Origin of the sequence: Rhizobium sp. CF122, assembly GCF_000282035.1 — a bacterium.
In the GTDB taxonomy this organism is placed as follows: Bacteria; Pseudomonadota; Alphaproteobacteria; order Rhizobiales; family Rhizobiaceae; genus Rhizobium.
In genome coordinates, this window is sequence record NZ_AKKA01000120.1 from 165937 (window position 1) to 181642 (window position 15706).

Here is a 15706-nt window from a genome sequence, read left to right on the forward strand (position 1 = left end):
CGTTGCGACCAGAACCTGAATCAATCTATCCGACACTTGAATCAAATACTGAAGACGCAGCCGATCAGGCCGCGTCTTCGATTTCCTCGTCACGCTTGCGCGGCACGTAGTTGAGAACCGGGCCGAGCCAGCGCTCGACCTCAGCAACGTCCATGCCCTTGCGGGTGGCGTAGTCCTCGACCTGATCCCGCTCCACCTTGGCGACGCCGAAGTAGTAAGCGTCGGGGTGACCGATGTAGATGCCGGAAACGGAAGAGCCCGGCCACATTGCGTAGCTTTCAGTCAGCTTCACCCCAGCCGCCTTCTCGGCATCGAGCAAGCCGAACAGCGTCTTCTTCTCGGTATGGTCAGGCTGCGCCGGATAGCCCGGAGCAGGACGGATACCGGCGTATTCCTCGGTAATGAGCTGCTCGTTACTCAGATGCTCGTCCTTGGCGTAGCCCCAGTATTCGCGGCGAACCTGCTCGTGCATACGCTCGGCAAAGGCTTCCGCAAAGCGATCGGCCAGCGCCTTTACGAGGATCGACGAATAGTCGTCGTTGGCCCGTTCAAAGCGTTCCGCAATCGCGACCTCCTCGATACCAGCCGTGACGACGAAGCCGCCGACATAGTCATGAACGCCGCTTTCGACAGGTGCAACGAAGTCCGACAGTGCGACGTTCGGCCGGCCATCACGCTTCGACAGCTGCTGGCGCAGCGTGAAGAAGGTGGCAAGCTCATCCTTGCGGCTGTCGTCCTTGAACAGACGGATATCATCGCCGACCGCGTTCGCCGGCCAGAAGCCGATGACCGCACGCGGATGGAACCACTTCTCCTCGATGATCTTCGTCAGCATCGCCTGCGCATCGGCCCACAGCTGGCGTGCCGCCTCGCCCTGCTTCTCGTCTTCCAGAATTGCCGGGAAACGGCCGCGCAGTTCCCAGGTCTGGAAGAACGGCGTCCAGTCGATGTACTTGGCGATCTCCGCGAGATCGTAGCCGTCGAAGACCTTGGTACCGAGGAAGCTCGGCTTGGTCGGCTTGTAAGCCGTCCAATCGACCTGCTGCACGTTTTCGCGGGCTCGTGCCAGCGGCAGACGCACCTTCTCGGCCTCGCTGCGCGCATGCGCGGCGGCCACCTTCGCATATTCGGCGCGGATATCGGCCACGTAGCCGTCGCGGCCCTCGGGCGACAGCAGCGATGAGACGACACCAACGGCGCGGCTGGCATCCGTCACGTAGACAGCCTGCCCCTTGTTATAGCCAGGATGGATCTTGACAGCCGTGTGAACGCGGCTCGTCGTTGCACCGCCGATCAACAGCGGCAGATCCAGTCCCTGCCGCTCCATTTCAGCGGCGACATGCACCATTTCGTCGAGCGACGGCGTGATCAGGCCGGAAAGACCGATGACATCGACCTTCTCAGCAACAGCCGTTTCGAGGATCTTCGTTGCCGGTACCATGACGCCGAGATCGATGATCTCGTAATTGTTGCAGGCGAGCACGACACCGACGATGTTCTTGCCGATATCGTGGACATCGCCCTTCACGGTCGCCATGAGAATCTTGCCGGCAGCCTTACGGTCGTCGCCGCCGTTCCGGCGTTTCTCTTCCTCCATGTAGGGAAGCAGCACGGCAACCGCCTGCTTCATCACGCGGGCAGATTTGACGACCTGCGGCAGGAACATCTTGCCGGAACCAAAGAGATCGCCGACCACGTTCATGCCGGCCATCAGCGGGCCTTCGATGACGTGCAGCGGCCGCGCGGCCTGCTGACGGGCTTCCTCTGTGTCGGCCTCGATGTATTCGGTGATGCCGTTGACCAGCGCATGCTCCAGCCGCTTCGCGACGGGCCATTCGCGCCAGGAAAGATCCTGTGCCTTTGCTTCTCTTGTGCCAGCGCCACGGAAGCGTTCGGCCACCTCAAGTAGCCGCTCGGTCGCATCGGCGCGGCGGTTCAGCACCACGTCTTCGCAGGCTTCGCGCAGTTCCGGATCGATCTGGTCGTAAACGGCAAGCTGCCCGGCGTTGACGATCCCCATGTCCATGCCCGCCTGGATGGCGTGGTAGAGGAACACGGCATGCATCGCCTCGCGCACCGGCTCGTTGCCGCGAAACGAGAAGGACAGGTTCGAGACGCCGCCTGAGATATGCACCAGCGGCATCGTCTTGCGGATCGTCCGCGTCGCCTCGATGAAGTCGACGCCGTAATTGTTGTGCTCCTCGATACCGGTTGCGACCGCAAAGACGTTCGGATCGAAGATGATGTCTTCGGGCGGGAAGCCCGCCTTTTCGGTCAAGAGCTTGTAGGCGCGAGCGCAGATCTCGACCTTGCGCTCGTAGCTGTCTGCCTGCCCCGTCTCATCGAAGGCCATGACCACGACGGCCGCGCCATAAGCGTGCAGCAACTTTGCCTGGGCGAGGAAGTTCTCTTCGCCTTCCTTGAGCGAGATCGAGTTGACGATCGGCTTGCCCTGAACGCGCTTCAAACCGGATTCGATGATCGAAAACTTCGACGAGTCGATCATGACAGGCACGCGAGCGATATCGGGCTCAGCCGCGATCAAGTTCAGGAACTCGACCATCGCCCTTTCGGAATCGATCAGCCCCTCGTCCATGTTGATGTCGATGATCTGCGCGCCGTTTTCCACCTGGTCGCGCGCCACATCGAGTGCTGCCGTGTAGTCGGCATTGGTGATCAGCTTGCGGAACCTCGCGGAACCCGTGACGTTGGTGCGCTCGCCGACGTTGACGAAGGGAATGTCCTTGGTCAACTCGAAGGGCTCGAGACCCGACAGCGACATAAAGGGGCGATGCTCGGGGATCGGACGCGGCTTGTACTTGGCGACGACTTCGGCAATCGCCTGGATATGTTCCGGCGTCGAACCGCAGCAGCCGCCAACGATGTTGACGAGGCCTTCGCGCGCAAAGCTCTCGATCTGCGCCGCCATCAATTCCGGCGTCTCGTCATACTGGCCAAACTCGTTCGGCAGGCCGGCATTCGGATAGGCGCAGATGAAGGTGTCGGCAACGCCTGACAGCTCCTGCAGGTGCGGACGCATGGCGTTGGCGCCGAGCGCGCAGTTGAGGCCGATCGTGAACGGATTGGCGTGACGCACCGAATTCCAGAAGGCGGACGGCGTCTGGCCGGACAGGGTACGGCCGGAAAGATCGGTGATCGTGCCCGAGATCATCACCGGCAGGCGGATGTCCTTCGCCTCGAAGCGCTCCTCGCAGGCAAAGATTGCGGCCTTGGCGTTCAGCGTGTCGAAGATAGTCTCGATCAGGATAATGTCGGCGCCGCCGTCGATCAGGCCGTCTATCTGCTCGCCATAGGCGATGCGCAGATCGTCGAAGCTGACGGCGCGGAAGCCCGGATTGTTGACGTCGGGCGAAATCGAGGCGGTGCGGTTCGTTGGGCCGATGGCACCGGCGACGAAGCGGCGGCGGCCATCCTCGCGCTCGGCGCGGACTGCCGCACGGCGCACGATCTCGGCACCTTCCTTGTTGAGGGCGTAAACCTCGCCTTCCATCGCATAATCGGCCTGTGCAATGCGTGTCGACGAGAACGTATTCGTCTCGAGAATATCGGCACCGGCCTTGGCATACTTGTAATGGATCTCTTCGATCGCATCCGGCTGCGTCAGGATCAGAAGGTCGTTGTTGCCCTTCTGGTGGCAGGCACAGCCAATGAAGCGGTCGCCGCGGAAATGGTCTTCATCGAAGCCCAGCCCCTGGATCTGCGTGCCCATGGCACCGTCAAGAACAAGGATGCGTTCGCTGGCGGCTTTCTTGAGCGCCGCAAACACTTCACTACCGTCGCGCTTTGCCCCTTCGGAACCAAACAGAGTATCAAACACGGGCGGACTCCTTGACGTCGTTACAGGCCAATTGACCAAATCACATAAAGATATCTTTATGTCAATATATGCCTCGCATGTGGCACCTTTGCGGCGCTGGGCAGATGACAGACTCGGGTGGCCCCTATATAGGCGGTTGCGAAGGCTTTGTGCACGAAATCGGAGGAGTATCATGGCACCTGCAATCGGCGACGCCGCGCTCGGAAACTGGACCACCCGCGCATACCACCGCAACTGGCTGCTTGCACAGGCAAACGGGCTCTTCGATTTCTTCCAGCACAACTCCGTCAACCCGAACGGCGGTTTCTTCGATCTCGACGACACCGGCAAGCCGCTCAATGCCGCCGGCCAGGTCCGCCCGATCCATATAGCCTCCCGGGCCGTTCACTGCTTTGCGATCGGCACCCTCCTCGGCCGTCCCGGTGCCGCCGGCGTCGTGGATCACGGTATGCAGTACATCTGGAAGCATCACCGCGACACCAAGAACGGTGGCTACTTCTGGTCACTCGACGACAACGGCCCCGTCGATTCAAACAAGCAGGGCTACGGCCATGCCTTCGTCCTGCTTGCAGCCTCCTCTGCCAAGACGGTTGGCCATCCGCTTGCCGACGGCATGCTTGCCGACATCACCGACGTCCTGAACACCAAGTTCTGGGAAGCCACGCACGGCGCCATCGCCGAGGAGTTTACTGCCGACTGGCAACCGCTCGACGGCGGCAACTACCGCGGCCAGAACTCCAACATGCACCTGACCGAAGCGCTGATGGCTGCCTTCGAGGCAACTGGTAACCGCGACTATCTGGCCAAGGCCGAAAGCATTGCCGACCTCGTCATCCGTCGCGCAGCCGGTTCTGTCGGCTGGCGCGTCGCCGAGCACTTCAGCACCGATTGGGGCCTCGACAAGGACTACTATCATCCGAACGAAATGTTCCGCCCTGCAGGTACCACCCCCGGCCATTGGCTGGAATGGGCCCGTCTCATTCTTCAACTCTGGGTGCTCGGCAACAAGAAGCATGACTGGATGCCGGATGCGGCCAAGAGCCTGTTCTCGCAGTCGATCGCCCTCGGCTGGGACGACAATAAGGGCGGCTTCTTCTATACGCTCGACTGGCAAGACAAGCCCGCCAAACGCAACAAACTGTGGTGGCCTGCTTGCGAGGGTGCCGGCGCCGCGCATTTCCTGAACGAACATCTGCCGAGTGACTATCACGAGGAGCACTACCGCAGGATCTGGAACGTGATCGAGCGCTCCTTCATCGATCACAAGAATGGCGGCTGGCATGAGGAGCTAACGGAAGACCTAGTGCCTGCCCATACGATCTTCCCTGGCAAGGGCGACATCTACCACGCCCTGCAGGCCTGCCTGATCCCCCTCTTCCCGGCAACCGGCAGCCTGACCAAGGTCATTCCCGAAGCGGGCGGCAAGATCTGATTTGAAGCGAGCGCCACCTCAATGGCGCTGGACTATCATTTCAAGTGATATCGCGTCGGTGCCGTGACTTGAGCGGAGGGTTCGATGCGGCGCACCGGCGCAAACGACGACGCGCGTGGAATGGCTGTGCGATAGAGAAACAAATCGGTACGAGGTTTGGTTTATGAGGCGGATTCCAACGACCAATTGGGCGGCAAGCTTTTCCTATGGCTTTCGAGACTGCCTCTACCCGTCTTCTATGGATGCGGTTTGCGAAATCGTGGCGCGATCGCCAAAGATAAAGGCCGTGGGCTCAGGCCACTCATTCAATGCAATCGCCGATGGTGAAGTTGCCCTGTCGCTTGCCGAGCTACCGATCAACCCTGTCATCGAAGGCGATGGAACACAGGTTTCCATAGGCGCTCATTGCACCTACGGAGAGCTTGCGCTTTTCCTCCATCGCCATCATCTCGCCGTTCATAATCTAGCCTCGTTGCCGCATATTTCGATCGCCGGAGCAATTGCCACGGCAACGCATGGGTCAGGCAACCGGAACGGCAATCTGGCAACTGCGGTTTCCGGGCTCGAAATTGTTTCAGGCGACGGCCGCCTCGTAAAGGTGGCACGCGGCGATGCCGCTTTCCCGGGAATGGTGGTGCATCTGGGCGCGCTTGGCGTCGTTACGCGCGTAACGCTTGACGTCCAGCCAGAGTTTCATGTCGCGCAGTGCGTCTACGAAGGATTGACCTGGGACAACCTGTTGGCCAACCTCGACGAGATCATGGCCGCAGGCTACAGCGTGAGCGTGTTCACGCAATGGGGTCAACAAGCGGGATCGATTTGGGTCAAGAGAACAGCATCAGCCAATGAATGGCCCGCCGCCATCCATGGCGCAGCACGAGCGATGGTCAAGAGGCACCCCATAAACGGATTGGATGCGCAAAATTCCACGGAACAGTTGGGGCAGTATGGCCGATGGTCCGATAGGCTCCCGCACTTCAAGATGGGGTTCACGCCCAGCAGTGGTGAGGAGATACAGTCCGAGTTCCACCTTCCACGGGAATATGGAGCGGCCGCCATCGACGCGTTGCTGTCAATCCGTGAAAGGTTTGCGCATCTGGTGCAAGCAGCGGAATTCCGAACGGTCGCAGCGGATGAGTTGTGGCTCAGTCCTCAATATCACCGCGACACCCTGTCGATCCACTTTACCTGGATTCGGGATCAGGAGGCCGTGAACGCGGCTGTGGAGCACATTGAGCAGACCCTGTCGCGTTTCATGGCCCTGCCGCACTGGGGTAAGGTCTTCACCCGGCGTCACATCGGGGCCAAATATGAAAAGCTTCCCGAGTTTGTCCGCCTTCGAGACAGGATGGATCCGGAACGGACGTTCTCTAACCTATGGTTGGAAGATGCGATACTCGGCTCGAGTGGAAACTGAGCTCTGCCGCGAACGAGGTTGTCTACGTCGGCTCGCTCGAACTGCAGCCGTCCGCCCCATCCAAGAAAATTGCTCGTAGCGTAAACCTGGTGTGTCAAAACACACCAGGCGAAACCGCAGTCATGCCAGGCGAAGTGCTTCGATGTCCTTCGCAAGCATCAGTGCCAGCGCCTCGACCGCAAGATTGTGGTCGTCCCGTTGCGGCAGGCCAGATACGGTGACAGCGCCGATGCAACCAGTACCCTTCACATTGATCGGGAAGCTGCCGCCGTGCGGAGCATAATCGGCATCGGCGAGACCATTGTCGGCAACCGTCTTGCCCTTCTGCTTGAGATCGAGACCGATCGCATAGCTGCTCCTGAAATAGCGCAGCACCAGATTGCGTTTGCGCCGCACCCATTGAACGTTGTCAGGCGTGACGCCGGGGAGAGCGGCATAAAAGACCGGCATTGAATGCAGCGTGACATCAATCGCGATGCCGAGACCGCGCTCGGTTCCAAGCTCCTGCAGGAGCTTGCCGAGCTGCCATGCGGTCGTGAGATCGAAGGTGTCGAAACTCAACACCTCTTCCTGTTCTGCGATCCGGTTGAGGTCTTCGTCGGGCATGGTCACGGGTGCTTCCTCTCCTGCATTGCTTTTTCCTGAACAAATGCAAGCGGAATGGAAAAGTAAAGCGGAATCGTGGCGATGCCCGGGAGCTTACAATTTGGGCGTCAGCATTTCGAAGCGGTCGCGGATCGTCGAACAGGTATCACCGCCAAGACGCGCAATGGCATCGATCTCTGCGGGATCGACGCGCAGCCGGTCGGGGTCAACGACGCCGTCGCGATAGTGCGCATAGACGATTTCACCCATGATGATCTGCCGCGACTTCCCGAGCTCCAGCGTGACGTGGCGCCTGCACTCGAAGGCTGCTGGGGCTTCCGCGATCCATGGCGAGGCTACCTTCTGGCCAGGCATCGCCGTCAGTCCCGCCTCCTTCAATTCGTCGACACCACGCGGATATTTCGACCCGCAGACATGCATCGCTTCGGCGATGGCAAAAGACACGATGTTGACCGTGAAGACCTCGGTCATGCGGATGTTGTGGCCAGTATCCTTGAAAGACATATCCGGGTTGTTCTCGACGCCGAGCGCCAGGATCGGCGGATCGGCGGACAGGCAGTTGAAGAAGCTGAAGGGTGCCGCATTGATGCGGCCATGCTCGTCCACTGTCGTCACCAGCGCGATCGGCCGTGGAATGATCGTACCGATCATCAGCTTGTAGCGCTCGCGTTCGGTGAGCATCTCGAAATCGAAAGAGACCGACATGGATCAGCCTGCCGCCCTTATCGGCGCAAAAGCGCCCATCGCGCCTGTATAGGGTTTGGCCAAAGGAGATGCATACGAGCCGCGCTTGCTGGTTGACAAGCCGAGCGACACCAGCGCTTCCGCCTGCTTGACCGCCGCGGCCACCCCGTCGACAACAGGCACGCCGTAAATATCCTGCAGCTCGCGCGCCAGATCGGTCATGCCTGCGCAGCCGAGCACAATCGCTTCCGCGCCATCTTCGGAAAGCGCTCGTTCGATCTCGGCCCGCAGCTTGCCGATGGCACCCGACGCAGGGTCATCGAGCTCGAGGACGGGGATATCCGAGGCCCGCACCTTCGCACGTCCGCCCATGCCGTAGCGCCGCACCAGATTGTCGATCAGGACCCGCGAGCGCTCCAGCGTCGTCACCACAGTAAACCGCTGCGCCAGGAATCCGGCCGTGGCGACCGCGGACTCGCAAAGCCCGAGAACCGGCACATCGGCAAAGGTCCGGGCAGCATCCAGGCCCGTATCGTCGAAACAGGCGACGACGGCGGCATCATAGCCGTCGGTCCTCCGCTCCTTCAGTTCGGCGAGAAGCCCGGGGATTGCTAGCGCACCGTCATAATGCCCCTCGATCGAGACCGGCCCCATGCGAGAGGTGGCGGCGATGATATCGGTGCCGGCGGCCGCGACCGCGCGGGCGGCAACGGCCGCCTTCTCGGTCATGGATGTCGTCGTATTGGGATTGACCAAAAGAATGCGCATAGGGTCAGCTTGTCTTTGCCTGGCGCCGGCGCAGCATGAGCATGATGCCGAGCGCGACGAGAATGATGGTGAAGGAAAACAGCGTCGTCACAGTGCCCAGCGCATAGAGCACCGGCGTCGTGACGTTGGTGGTCATGCCGTAGATTTCGAGTGGCAGCGTGTTGTAGCTGCCCGATGTCATCAGCGTACGAGCGAATTCGTCATAGGAGAGCGTGAAGCCGAAAAGGCCGACGCCGATCAGGCTCGGCGCAATCATCGGCAGCACGACATGACGGAAGGTCTGCCAGGAAGTCGCCCCGAGATCGCGCGCCGCCTCTTCATAGGCCGGCGAGAAGCGGTTGAAGACGGCAAACATGATGAGCACGCCAAACGGCAGCGTCCATGTCAGATGCGCGCCGAAGGCAGAGGAGTACCAGGCCGGCTTCAGCCCGCCCTGCTGAAAGACCACGCCGATCCCAAGCGAAATGATGATCGATGGCACCACGAGACTTGCGACGGTCGCATAGAAAAGCACGGTCGATCCGCGGAAGCGGCGGCGAAACGCCAGCCCCGCCAGCAGCGAGACGACGACGGTGACGACCATCACCATCAGACCCAGCGTAAACGATCGGCGGAACGAAGCACCGAAATCGCCCACCGCCTGCTTCTCGAAAAGGTTGTAGAACCAGTGAACGGAAACGCCGTTCAGCGGGAACGTCAGGCCGCCGTCTGGCCCCTGGAAGGAAAGGATCAAGATCGCCGACAGTGGCCCATACAGGAACAGCACGAAGACGAGGAAAAAGGCCGCGAGCACATAGAATTCGAAGGTGCGCTTCTCGTGGTTCATCTCACAGCTCCTTGCGGATATCGACGACGCGCAGGATCGCAGCGACCATCAGGAGGACGACGACCAGCAGCACGACGGCACTTGCGGCAGCCGCCGGATATTGCAGCAACGACATCTGGTTCTTCATCATCAGCGCCACCGAAGCGCTCTGCCCGCCGGACATGACCTGCACCGTCGAGAAATCGGCCATGACGAGGGTGACGACGAAGATCGTCCCGATCGCCATGCCGGGCTTTGCAAGCGGCAACACGACATTCCAGAGGATCTGCCAGCCGCTGGCGCCGGCATCACGCGCCGCCTCGAACAGCGAGCGATCGATGCGCATCAGCGTGTTGAAGATCGGCGTGACCATGAACAGCGTGTAAAGATGCACCATCGCGAGAACGACGGCGAAATCGGAATAGAGCAGCCATTCGATCGGCTGCGGCACGATGCCCATTTGCACCAGCGCCGAGTTGACCAACCCGTTGCGACCAAGCACCGGAATCCAGGAGATCATACGGATGATGTTCGACGTCATGAACGGCACGGTGCAGACGAGAAACAGGATCATCTGCGTAGTCGTCCGGCGGACATGGAAGGCGAGGAAATAGGCGACCCAGAAGCCGATGAAGAGCGTCAAGCCCCAGACGATCACCGTGAATTTCAGGGTGTTGAGATAGGTTTTCCAAGTAACCCATGAACCGAGCGTGTCGGTGTAGTTCATGGTCAGAAAGGCCGGATAGAGACCCGCAAAATCGTAATCCCAGAAACTGACAACCGCGATCATGGCGATCGGCAGGATGAAGAAGAAGCCGAGAATGAGGATCAGCGGCGTCGCCTGCAGATAAGAAGCTGCCCATGCCGGGCATCCGATTCTTCGACGGCTTATCTGTTCCGATTGTTGCTCGGCCTGCGAAGACGCGATCGTCGCCATGTTCCGGTCTCTCCGTTATTGACGCCCTCTCCCCAAAGGAACTGAGGAGAGGGCCTGGCAGAAGCGGTTCGCCTTAAGCGGCGATGAACTCGTTCCAGCGGCGAACCATGTAGCGGTCTTCGTCCATGACGGAGTTCCAGCACGCGACGTGACCCATGCGCTCTTCGAACGAACCACCGTCGCGAACGGCGCCGGCCTTCTCCATGACCTTGCCTTCCGGCGAGAGAATATCGCCTTGCGCCGGCTTGCCTTCGATCCAGTAACCCCATTCATCGGCGGTCATGAACTTCTTGGCCGTCTCCATGCAGGCCGAGTAGTAGCCCTGGCGGTTGAGATAACCACCGACCCAGCCGGAGGTGTACCAGTTGATGTACTCGTAAGCGGCGTCGAGCTGCGCGCCCTTGAGGTGCGAAGCGAGGCCGAGACCGCCGCCCCACGAACGATAGCCTTCCTTGAGCGGCTGATACTTGCAGGCGATGCCCTTGGAGCGGACGGCGGCAACGGCCGGCGACCACATGGACTGGATGACGACTTCGCCTGATGCCATCAGGTTGACCGACTCGTCGAAGCTCTTCCAGAAGGCACGGAACTGGCCGTCCTGCTTGGCCTTAATCAGGAACTCGATCGTCTTGTCGATCTCTTCCTTGGTCATGTTGCCCTTGTCGGCATACTTGATGTTGCCGAGCGCTTCCATGATCATCGCGGCATCCATGATGCCGATCGACGGGATGTTGAGGATCGAAGTCTTGCCCTTGAACTTCGGATCCATGATATCGGCCCAGGTGGTGATATCGCGACCGACGAGATCCGGGCGAATGCCGAGCGTATCGGCATTGTAGATCGTCGGCATCATGGTGAAGAGTTCGGTCTCGCCCTTGGCGAAGGTCTTGGCATCCGCGCTCTCGACGTAGCCGACCGTGTGCGGCGCCGTGCCCTGAGCGATGACGCTGTCCGGCGTCAGCTTGCCGGTCTTAAACAGCGGAACGACCTTGTCGTAGTACTTCAGCTTCTTGACGTCCATCGGCTGGATGACGCCAGTCGGATAGACCTTCTTCAGGATCCAGTATTCGATGTCAGCGATGTCGTAGCTGTCGGGCTGGGTCACGGCGCGCTGGGCAGCGGCGTCGGAGTCGGTCGCGGTCATCTCGAGCGTGATGCCGAGGTCCTTCTTGCACTGCTCGGCAATGGCGTTGATGTTCGAAACGCCGGTGCCGAACTGGCGAAGCGTGATGTTCGACTGCGCCCAGATGGTCGGAAAGCCCGTGATCAGGCCGGAGCCGGCGGCGGCACCGATGGCGGCGGCGCCGGTCTTGAGCAGGCTGCGGCGGGAAATCCCCGCTGCCGTCTTGGTCGTCTTCTTTTCGGTTGTCATGTCAGTTCCCCTTCTTTTTGCTGGTGAGGTTCATGCACGGCCAAGGAGGACCGCGTCCTCCAGAGCCCAACTCAGAGACACCGCATCGCCGACCGATACGGGCTTGGCGAAGTAGTCGCCGTCATTCGCGATGACCGTGAAGTCGTCACTACCCGCGCCGACGACGGTGATCTTCACCGACGCGCCGCGATATTCGATGTTGGAGACGAGGCCGTTGAAGCCGAGCGTCTTGTCGGCGGCCGTGTCGAGGCGCACGCGATCGGTGCGGATGCCGATGTCGACACCCTCGCCGATCTGCCTACCGTTGCCGCGCACCGCAAAGGTCTGTCCCTCCCGCACCTCAAGCGTCGTGACGCCATCCTGCGAGGAGACGACGCGACCGGACAGGACGTTATGATCGCCCATGAAGCGTGCGACGAAAGCGGTGGCGGGCTCCTCAAACACCTTGCGCGGGGTTGCCGCCTGCTCGATCTTGCCGTCGTTCATGATGACGATGATATCGGCCAGCGCCATCGCCTCTTCCTGGCTGTGCGTGACGTGGACGAAGGTAATGCCGAGCGTCTTCTGCAGCTTCTTCAGTTCTGCCCGCATACGGATCTTCAGAAACGGATCGAGCGCCGACAGTGGCTCGTCGAGAAGCAGCGCTTCGGGATCGGTGATCAGCGCACGCGCCAGCGCCACGCGCTGCTGCTGGCCGCCGGAAAGCTGCGCAGGCCGCCGCGTCGCATAGGCGTCCATCTGCATCAGCTTCAGCATCTCGAGCGCCTTGGCGCGACGCTCTTCCTTCTCGACGCCCTTCATCTTCAAGCTGAAGGCAACGTTGTCGACGAGGTCAAGATGCGGAAACAGCGCGTAGGACTGGAACATCATCGCCGTGCCGCGCTGGGCCGGCGGAAAGTCGGTGACGACCGTGTTGCCAAGCCTGACATCGCCGGAGGAAATGCTTTCGTGTCCGGCAATCATGCGCAGCGTCGACGTCTTGCCGCAGCCGGAAGGCCCGAGAAAGCAGCAGTAGGAACCGGCCGGAATCTTCAGGCTAATGGAATTAACCGCCATGGTGGCGCCATACACCTTGGAAATGGATACGATATCTATCTCTGCGGCTTTCGACATTGGTCTTCCTCTGTTTGAGAAAGACAATGCATCCGCCGTGCCAGTTTCTATTGCAGCGCATCCAGCGTCGGCAAATCAAGGACTTGCTACCAAGATTGCGGCGCATTTCAGAATTCAGGCAACGTGCCGACATGCACACAAAATAGGCTATCGTTCGCAATTCGTGCAAATGATCGTATACAATTTAGCCGTCACTTTGCGCGCAAATTCCATTTAACTTTTGCGCGAAACGCAGATATCATTTCCCGGTCAGAAGGTATCCGAGTTCATGAAGCCCACCGCAACCGCCCTGCAGACCGCAGACGATTCAGCCGATACAGGCGCACAACAGATCCGCGACGCGATCCGCGATGCGATCGTGGAGCGGCGCCTGTCGCCGGGAACGAAGCTGTCGGAGGGTGATGTCGGCAACCTTTTCAATGTCAGCCGGACGCTTGCTCGCGCCGCCCTGCAGGCGCTTTCCTACGAGGGCCTTGTCAGCGTTGAAAAGAATCGTGGGGCGTTCGTCGCCTACCCCTCGCCGGAGGAAGCACGCCAGATATTTGCCGCCCGCCGCCTGGTCGAGCCAGGAATTTTGCGCGAGGCGGCAGCCAGAATTAAGCCTTCACAGATCCAGCACCTGAGGCAATTGCTGCTCGAGGAAGGCCGACTGATAAGCGAGCGGGGCCAGACAGCACGGCGGGCCGAGATCAAAGCTTCCGGCGACTTTCACCTGACGCTTGCCTCAATATCCGGCAACGCCATCATGCAGCGTTTCATGGATGAACTGGTTGCCCGCTCGTCGCTGGTGATCGCCCTTTACGGCCAGTCGACGATATCGAGTTGCGGCCATTCCGAGCATGGCGACATCGTCGCCGCGATTGAGCGAAACGATCTCGACGAGGCGTGCAGGCTGATGCTGCACCACATCGCGCACATCGAAGCAGACCTCGATCTGCGCGAACGCAAGAGCGTCGGCCTCAGGGAAGCTTTCGAAATATAGCAATTTTCGTTTGGGAAGTGGGATTGCGGCCTATGACCGCAATCCACCAATTCAATTGCCGGAACGGCGCTCGGTGGTCTGTTCCGCAACGGCGACGATATCAGGCGTGCCGTTTGCAAGCAGGCGCTTGCGGACGAGTACGCCCATGACGCGGGCGGCGGTGGAGAAGCTCATCTGGTCGAGCGGTCCTTCGCCCTCCCATGGCTTGGTAAGCCGTTCGGTGACGGCCCCGACGATGTTCATCGGAACGATATCGTCGCACAGACGCATCGCTTCGAAGACCTGGCTGATGGGTACAACGCGTCCTTCGAAAGTGACGATTGGTTCTGTAAGTTCCGTATCCCACTCTTCGAAGGCATAGAGGGCTTCGCGGAAGAGTTCCTGAAGGGTGAACGGGGCGTGTCCATTGTGAAGCGGCGGCAAGGCATTCGTCATGTCTGTCTCCTCTTTAGGGCTAGTGCCATTCCTCCTCTTCGGCCGGCAGGAACATGGGAAACAGAACTCAGAATTCCCCTGCGGACCGAAAACACGATCAATGTTATAGTGTAATATATGCGTGATAAAGCCTTTTGTCGCCCAGAGGTTCCACCGCGCCCGGCAAAAACAAACAGGCCATTGATATTGCAAGGAATATCAATGGCCTACTCGCTATCAAATTAACGGCAGTCACGCTGCCTTGCGATCACTGCGCGATCGAAAACGTCACGTTGACGGTAATGTTGTAGCTGGTTTCACCGCCCTGGATGGGCACCGCCGAGTCGGCCGTCTCCTTCATCATCGCAGCCCGTGCGACGGGAACCGGCTGTGGACGCGGCGACGTTTCACTGATCTCGATCACCCGCCCGAGCTTGACATCGGCCGCCGCGGCGAGGGTCTTCGCCTTCTCGATGGCGTTGGCGACCGCATTCTTGCGCGCCTCCTCCATCGCCGTCTCCGGCTTGTCGTTCGTGAACTGAATATCGCCCCCCTGATTAACGCCGAGTGTGACGGCTTCGTCGAGAATTGCACCGAGCTTGTACAGGTCGCGGACGCGCACGCTCAACGAGTTGGACACCTGGTAGCCCACCAACTGCGGGGTCTGAGGCTGACCGTCGTTGGACTGTGGATAGCTGAATTGCGGCTGCACCGAAAAGCCTGAAGTCTGGAGATCCCGCTCCGCGATGCCCGCCTTCTTCAACGCGGCAAGGACGTCGCTCATCGACTTGTTGTTTTCGTTGAGCGCTTCACGTGCGGTCTTTGCCTGTTTCACGACGGAAAGGCTGAGGACCGCCATGTCGGGCGCGACGCTTGCCTGCCCCTCGCCGCTAACGGAAATCACGGCCTCGCGCGGCTGCGAATCAGCGGCCAGCGCCGGCAGCGCCATGGCAGCTGCGGCCGGAAGGCCAAGCAGAAGGCTGAAGGCGATTGTTCTGGTGTTCGGCAGCACGGTGTTTCACTCCCTGATTGTGAAGTCTCAATTGACGTCTTGCCGATTGATTGTGAAGCTATTGCGGCAGTCCCTTGTGACCGCAGAAGAATTGCGTTAGAGCGAAAAACGTTCCGGGGAACCATTGCGCCGGACACGGCAGCTATGCTGTCTCCGGGCCTGTAGCTCAATGGTTAGAGCCGGCGGCTCATAACCGCTTGGTTGGGGGTTCGAGTCCCTCCGGGCCCACCAGTTCCTCCAGTGTCCATACCGAAGACATAGGTAACAGAGCGTACCTAAGACATGGGTGACAACCTCGTGCCGAAACGGGTTGTCGATGGTTTGCA

At 60.1% G+C, this 15706-nt stretch carries 13 protein-coding genes and 1 tRNA gene; 4 read left to right on the top strand and 10 right to left on the bottom strand.

Going from position 1 to position 15706, the window contains the following annotated elements; genetic code table 11:
- Positions 1-64: 64 nt before the first annotated feature.
- Positions 65-3838 carry a methionine synthase gene (metH, locus tag PMI09_RS28235; protein WP_007802420.1) on the bottom strand — a complete coding sequence of 1258 codons (3774 nt, stop codon included), beginning with the start codon at positions 3836-3838 and terminating at the stop codon, positions 65-67.
- A gap of 172 nt (positions 3839-4010) precedes the next feature.
- On the opposite strand from metH, the gene PMI09_RS28240 reads away from it, so the two are divergent.
- On the top strand, positions 4011-5270 hold the full coding sequence (locus tag PMI09_RS28240) for an AGE family epimerase/isomerase (RefSeq protein ID WP_007802422.1): 1260 nt from the start codon (positions 4011-4013) through the stop codon (positions 5268-5270).
- Positions 5271-5433: 163 nt separating this feature from the next.
- Positions 5434-6687, top strand: coding sequence for a D-arabinono-1,4-lactone oxidase (locus PMI09_RS28245; protein ID WP_007802424.1), 1254 nt, complete (start codon positions 5434-5436; stop codon positions 6685-6687).
- Between the two features lie 120 nt (positions 6688-6807).
- On the opposite strand, the gene PMI09_RS28250 is transcribed toward PMI09_RS28245, so the two are convergent.
- The 7 genes from PMI09_RS28250 to PMI09_RS28280 form a co-directional block, all read right to left on the bottom strand.
- On the bottom strand, positions 6808-7293 hold the full coding sequence (locus PMI09_RS28250; RefSeq protein WP_007802427.1) for a heme-degrading domain-containing protein: 486 nt from the start codon (positions 7291-7293) through the stop codon (positions 6808-6810).
- Between the two features lie 93 nt (positions 7294-7386).
- Positions 7387-7998, bottom strand: a complete 612-nt coding sequence (locus PMI09_RS28255; protein WP_007802429.1) for a flavin reductase family protein — start codon at positions 7996-7998, stop codon at positions 7387-7389.
- Between the two features lie 3 nt (positions 7999-8001).
- Positions 8002-8745 (bottom strand): aspartate/glutamate racemase family protein, encoded by a 744-nt coding sequence (locus tag PMI09_RS28260; RefSeq protein WP_007802431.1) that lies wholly within the window; start codon positions 8743-8745, stop codon positions 8002-8004.
- A gap of 4 nt (positions 8746-8749) precedes the next feature.
- The gene (locus PMI09_RS28265) at positions 8750-9571 is read right to left on the bottom strand and encodes an ABC transporter permease (RefSeq protein WP_007802433.1); all 822 of its coding nucleotides are present in this window, start codon (positions 9569-9571) and stop codon (positions 8750-8752) included.
- A 1-nt stretch (position 9572) separates the two neighbouring features.
- Positions 9573-10487 (bottom strand): ABC transporter permease, encoded by a 915-nt coding sequence (locus tag PMI09_RS28270; RefSeq protein ID WP_007802435.1) that lies wholly within the window; start codon positions 10485-10487, stop codon positions 9573-9575.
- A gap of 73 nt (positions 10488-10560) precedes the next feature.
- Positions 10561-11859 (bottom strand): ABC transporter substrate-binding protein, encoded by a 1299-nt coding sequence (locus PMI09_RS28275; RefSeq protein WP_007802437.1) that lies wholly within the window; start codon positions 11857-11859, stop codon positions 10561-10563.
- Between the two features lie 30 nt (positions 11860-11889).
- Positions 11890-12972, bottom strand: a complete 1083-nt coding sequence (locus PMI09_RS28280) for an ABC transporter ATP-binding protein (protein WP_007802439.1) — start codon at positions 12970-12972, stop codon at positions 11890-11892.
- Between the two features lie 268 nt (positions 12973-13240).
- Here PMI09_RS28280 and PMI09_RS28285 point away from each other — a divergent pair, with 268 nt between their 5' ends.
- Positions 13241-13954 (top strand): GntR family transcriptional regulator, encoded by a 714-nt coding sequence (locus PMI09_RS28285; protein ID WP_007802442.1) that lies wholly within the window; start codon positions 13241-13243, stop codon positions 13952-13954.
- Positions 13955-14005: 51 nt separating this feature from the next.
- Here PMI09_RS28285 and PMI09_RS28290 read toward each other — a convergent pair whose 3' ends face one another.
- Both PMI09_RS28290 and PMI09_RS28295 read right to left on the bottom strand, forming a co-directional pair.
- Positions 14006-14389, bottom strand: coding sequence for a hypothetical protein (locus PMI09_RS28290; RefSeq protein WP_007802444.1), 384 nt, complete (start codon positions 14387-14389; stop codon positions 14006-14008).
- Positions 14390-14636: 247 nt separating this feature from the next.
- Positions 14637-15317, bottom strand: coding sequence for an SIMPL domain-containing protein (locus tag PMI09_RS28295; RefSeq protein ID WP_244423837.1), 681 nt, complete (start codon positions 15315-15317; stop codon positions 14637-14639).
- A gap of 218 nt (positions 15318-15535) precedes the next feature.
- Here PMI09_RS28295 and PMI09_RS28300 point away from each other — a divergent pair.
- Positions 15536-15611: transfer RNA gene (locus PMI09_RS28300), tRNA-Ile, on the top strand.
- Positions 15612-15706 lie beyond the last annotated feature (95 nt).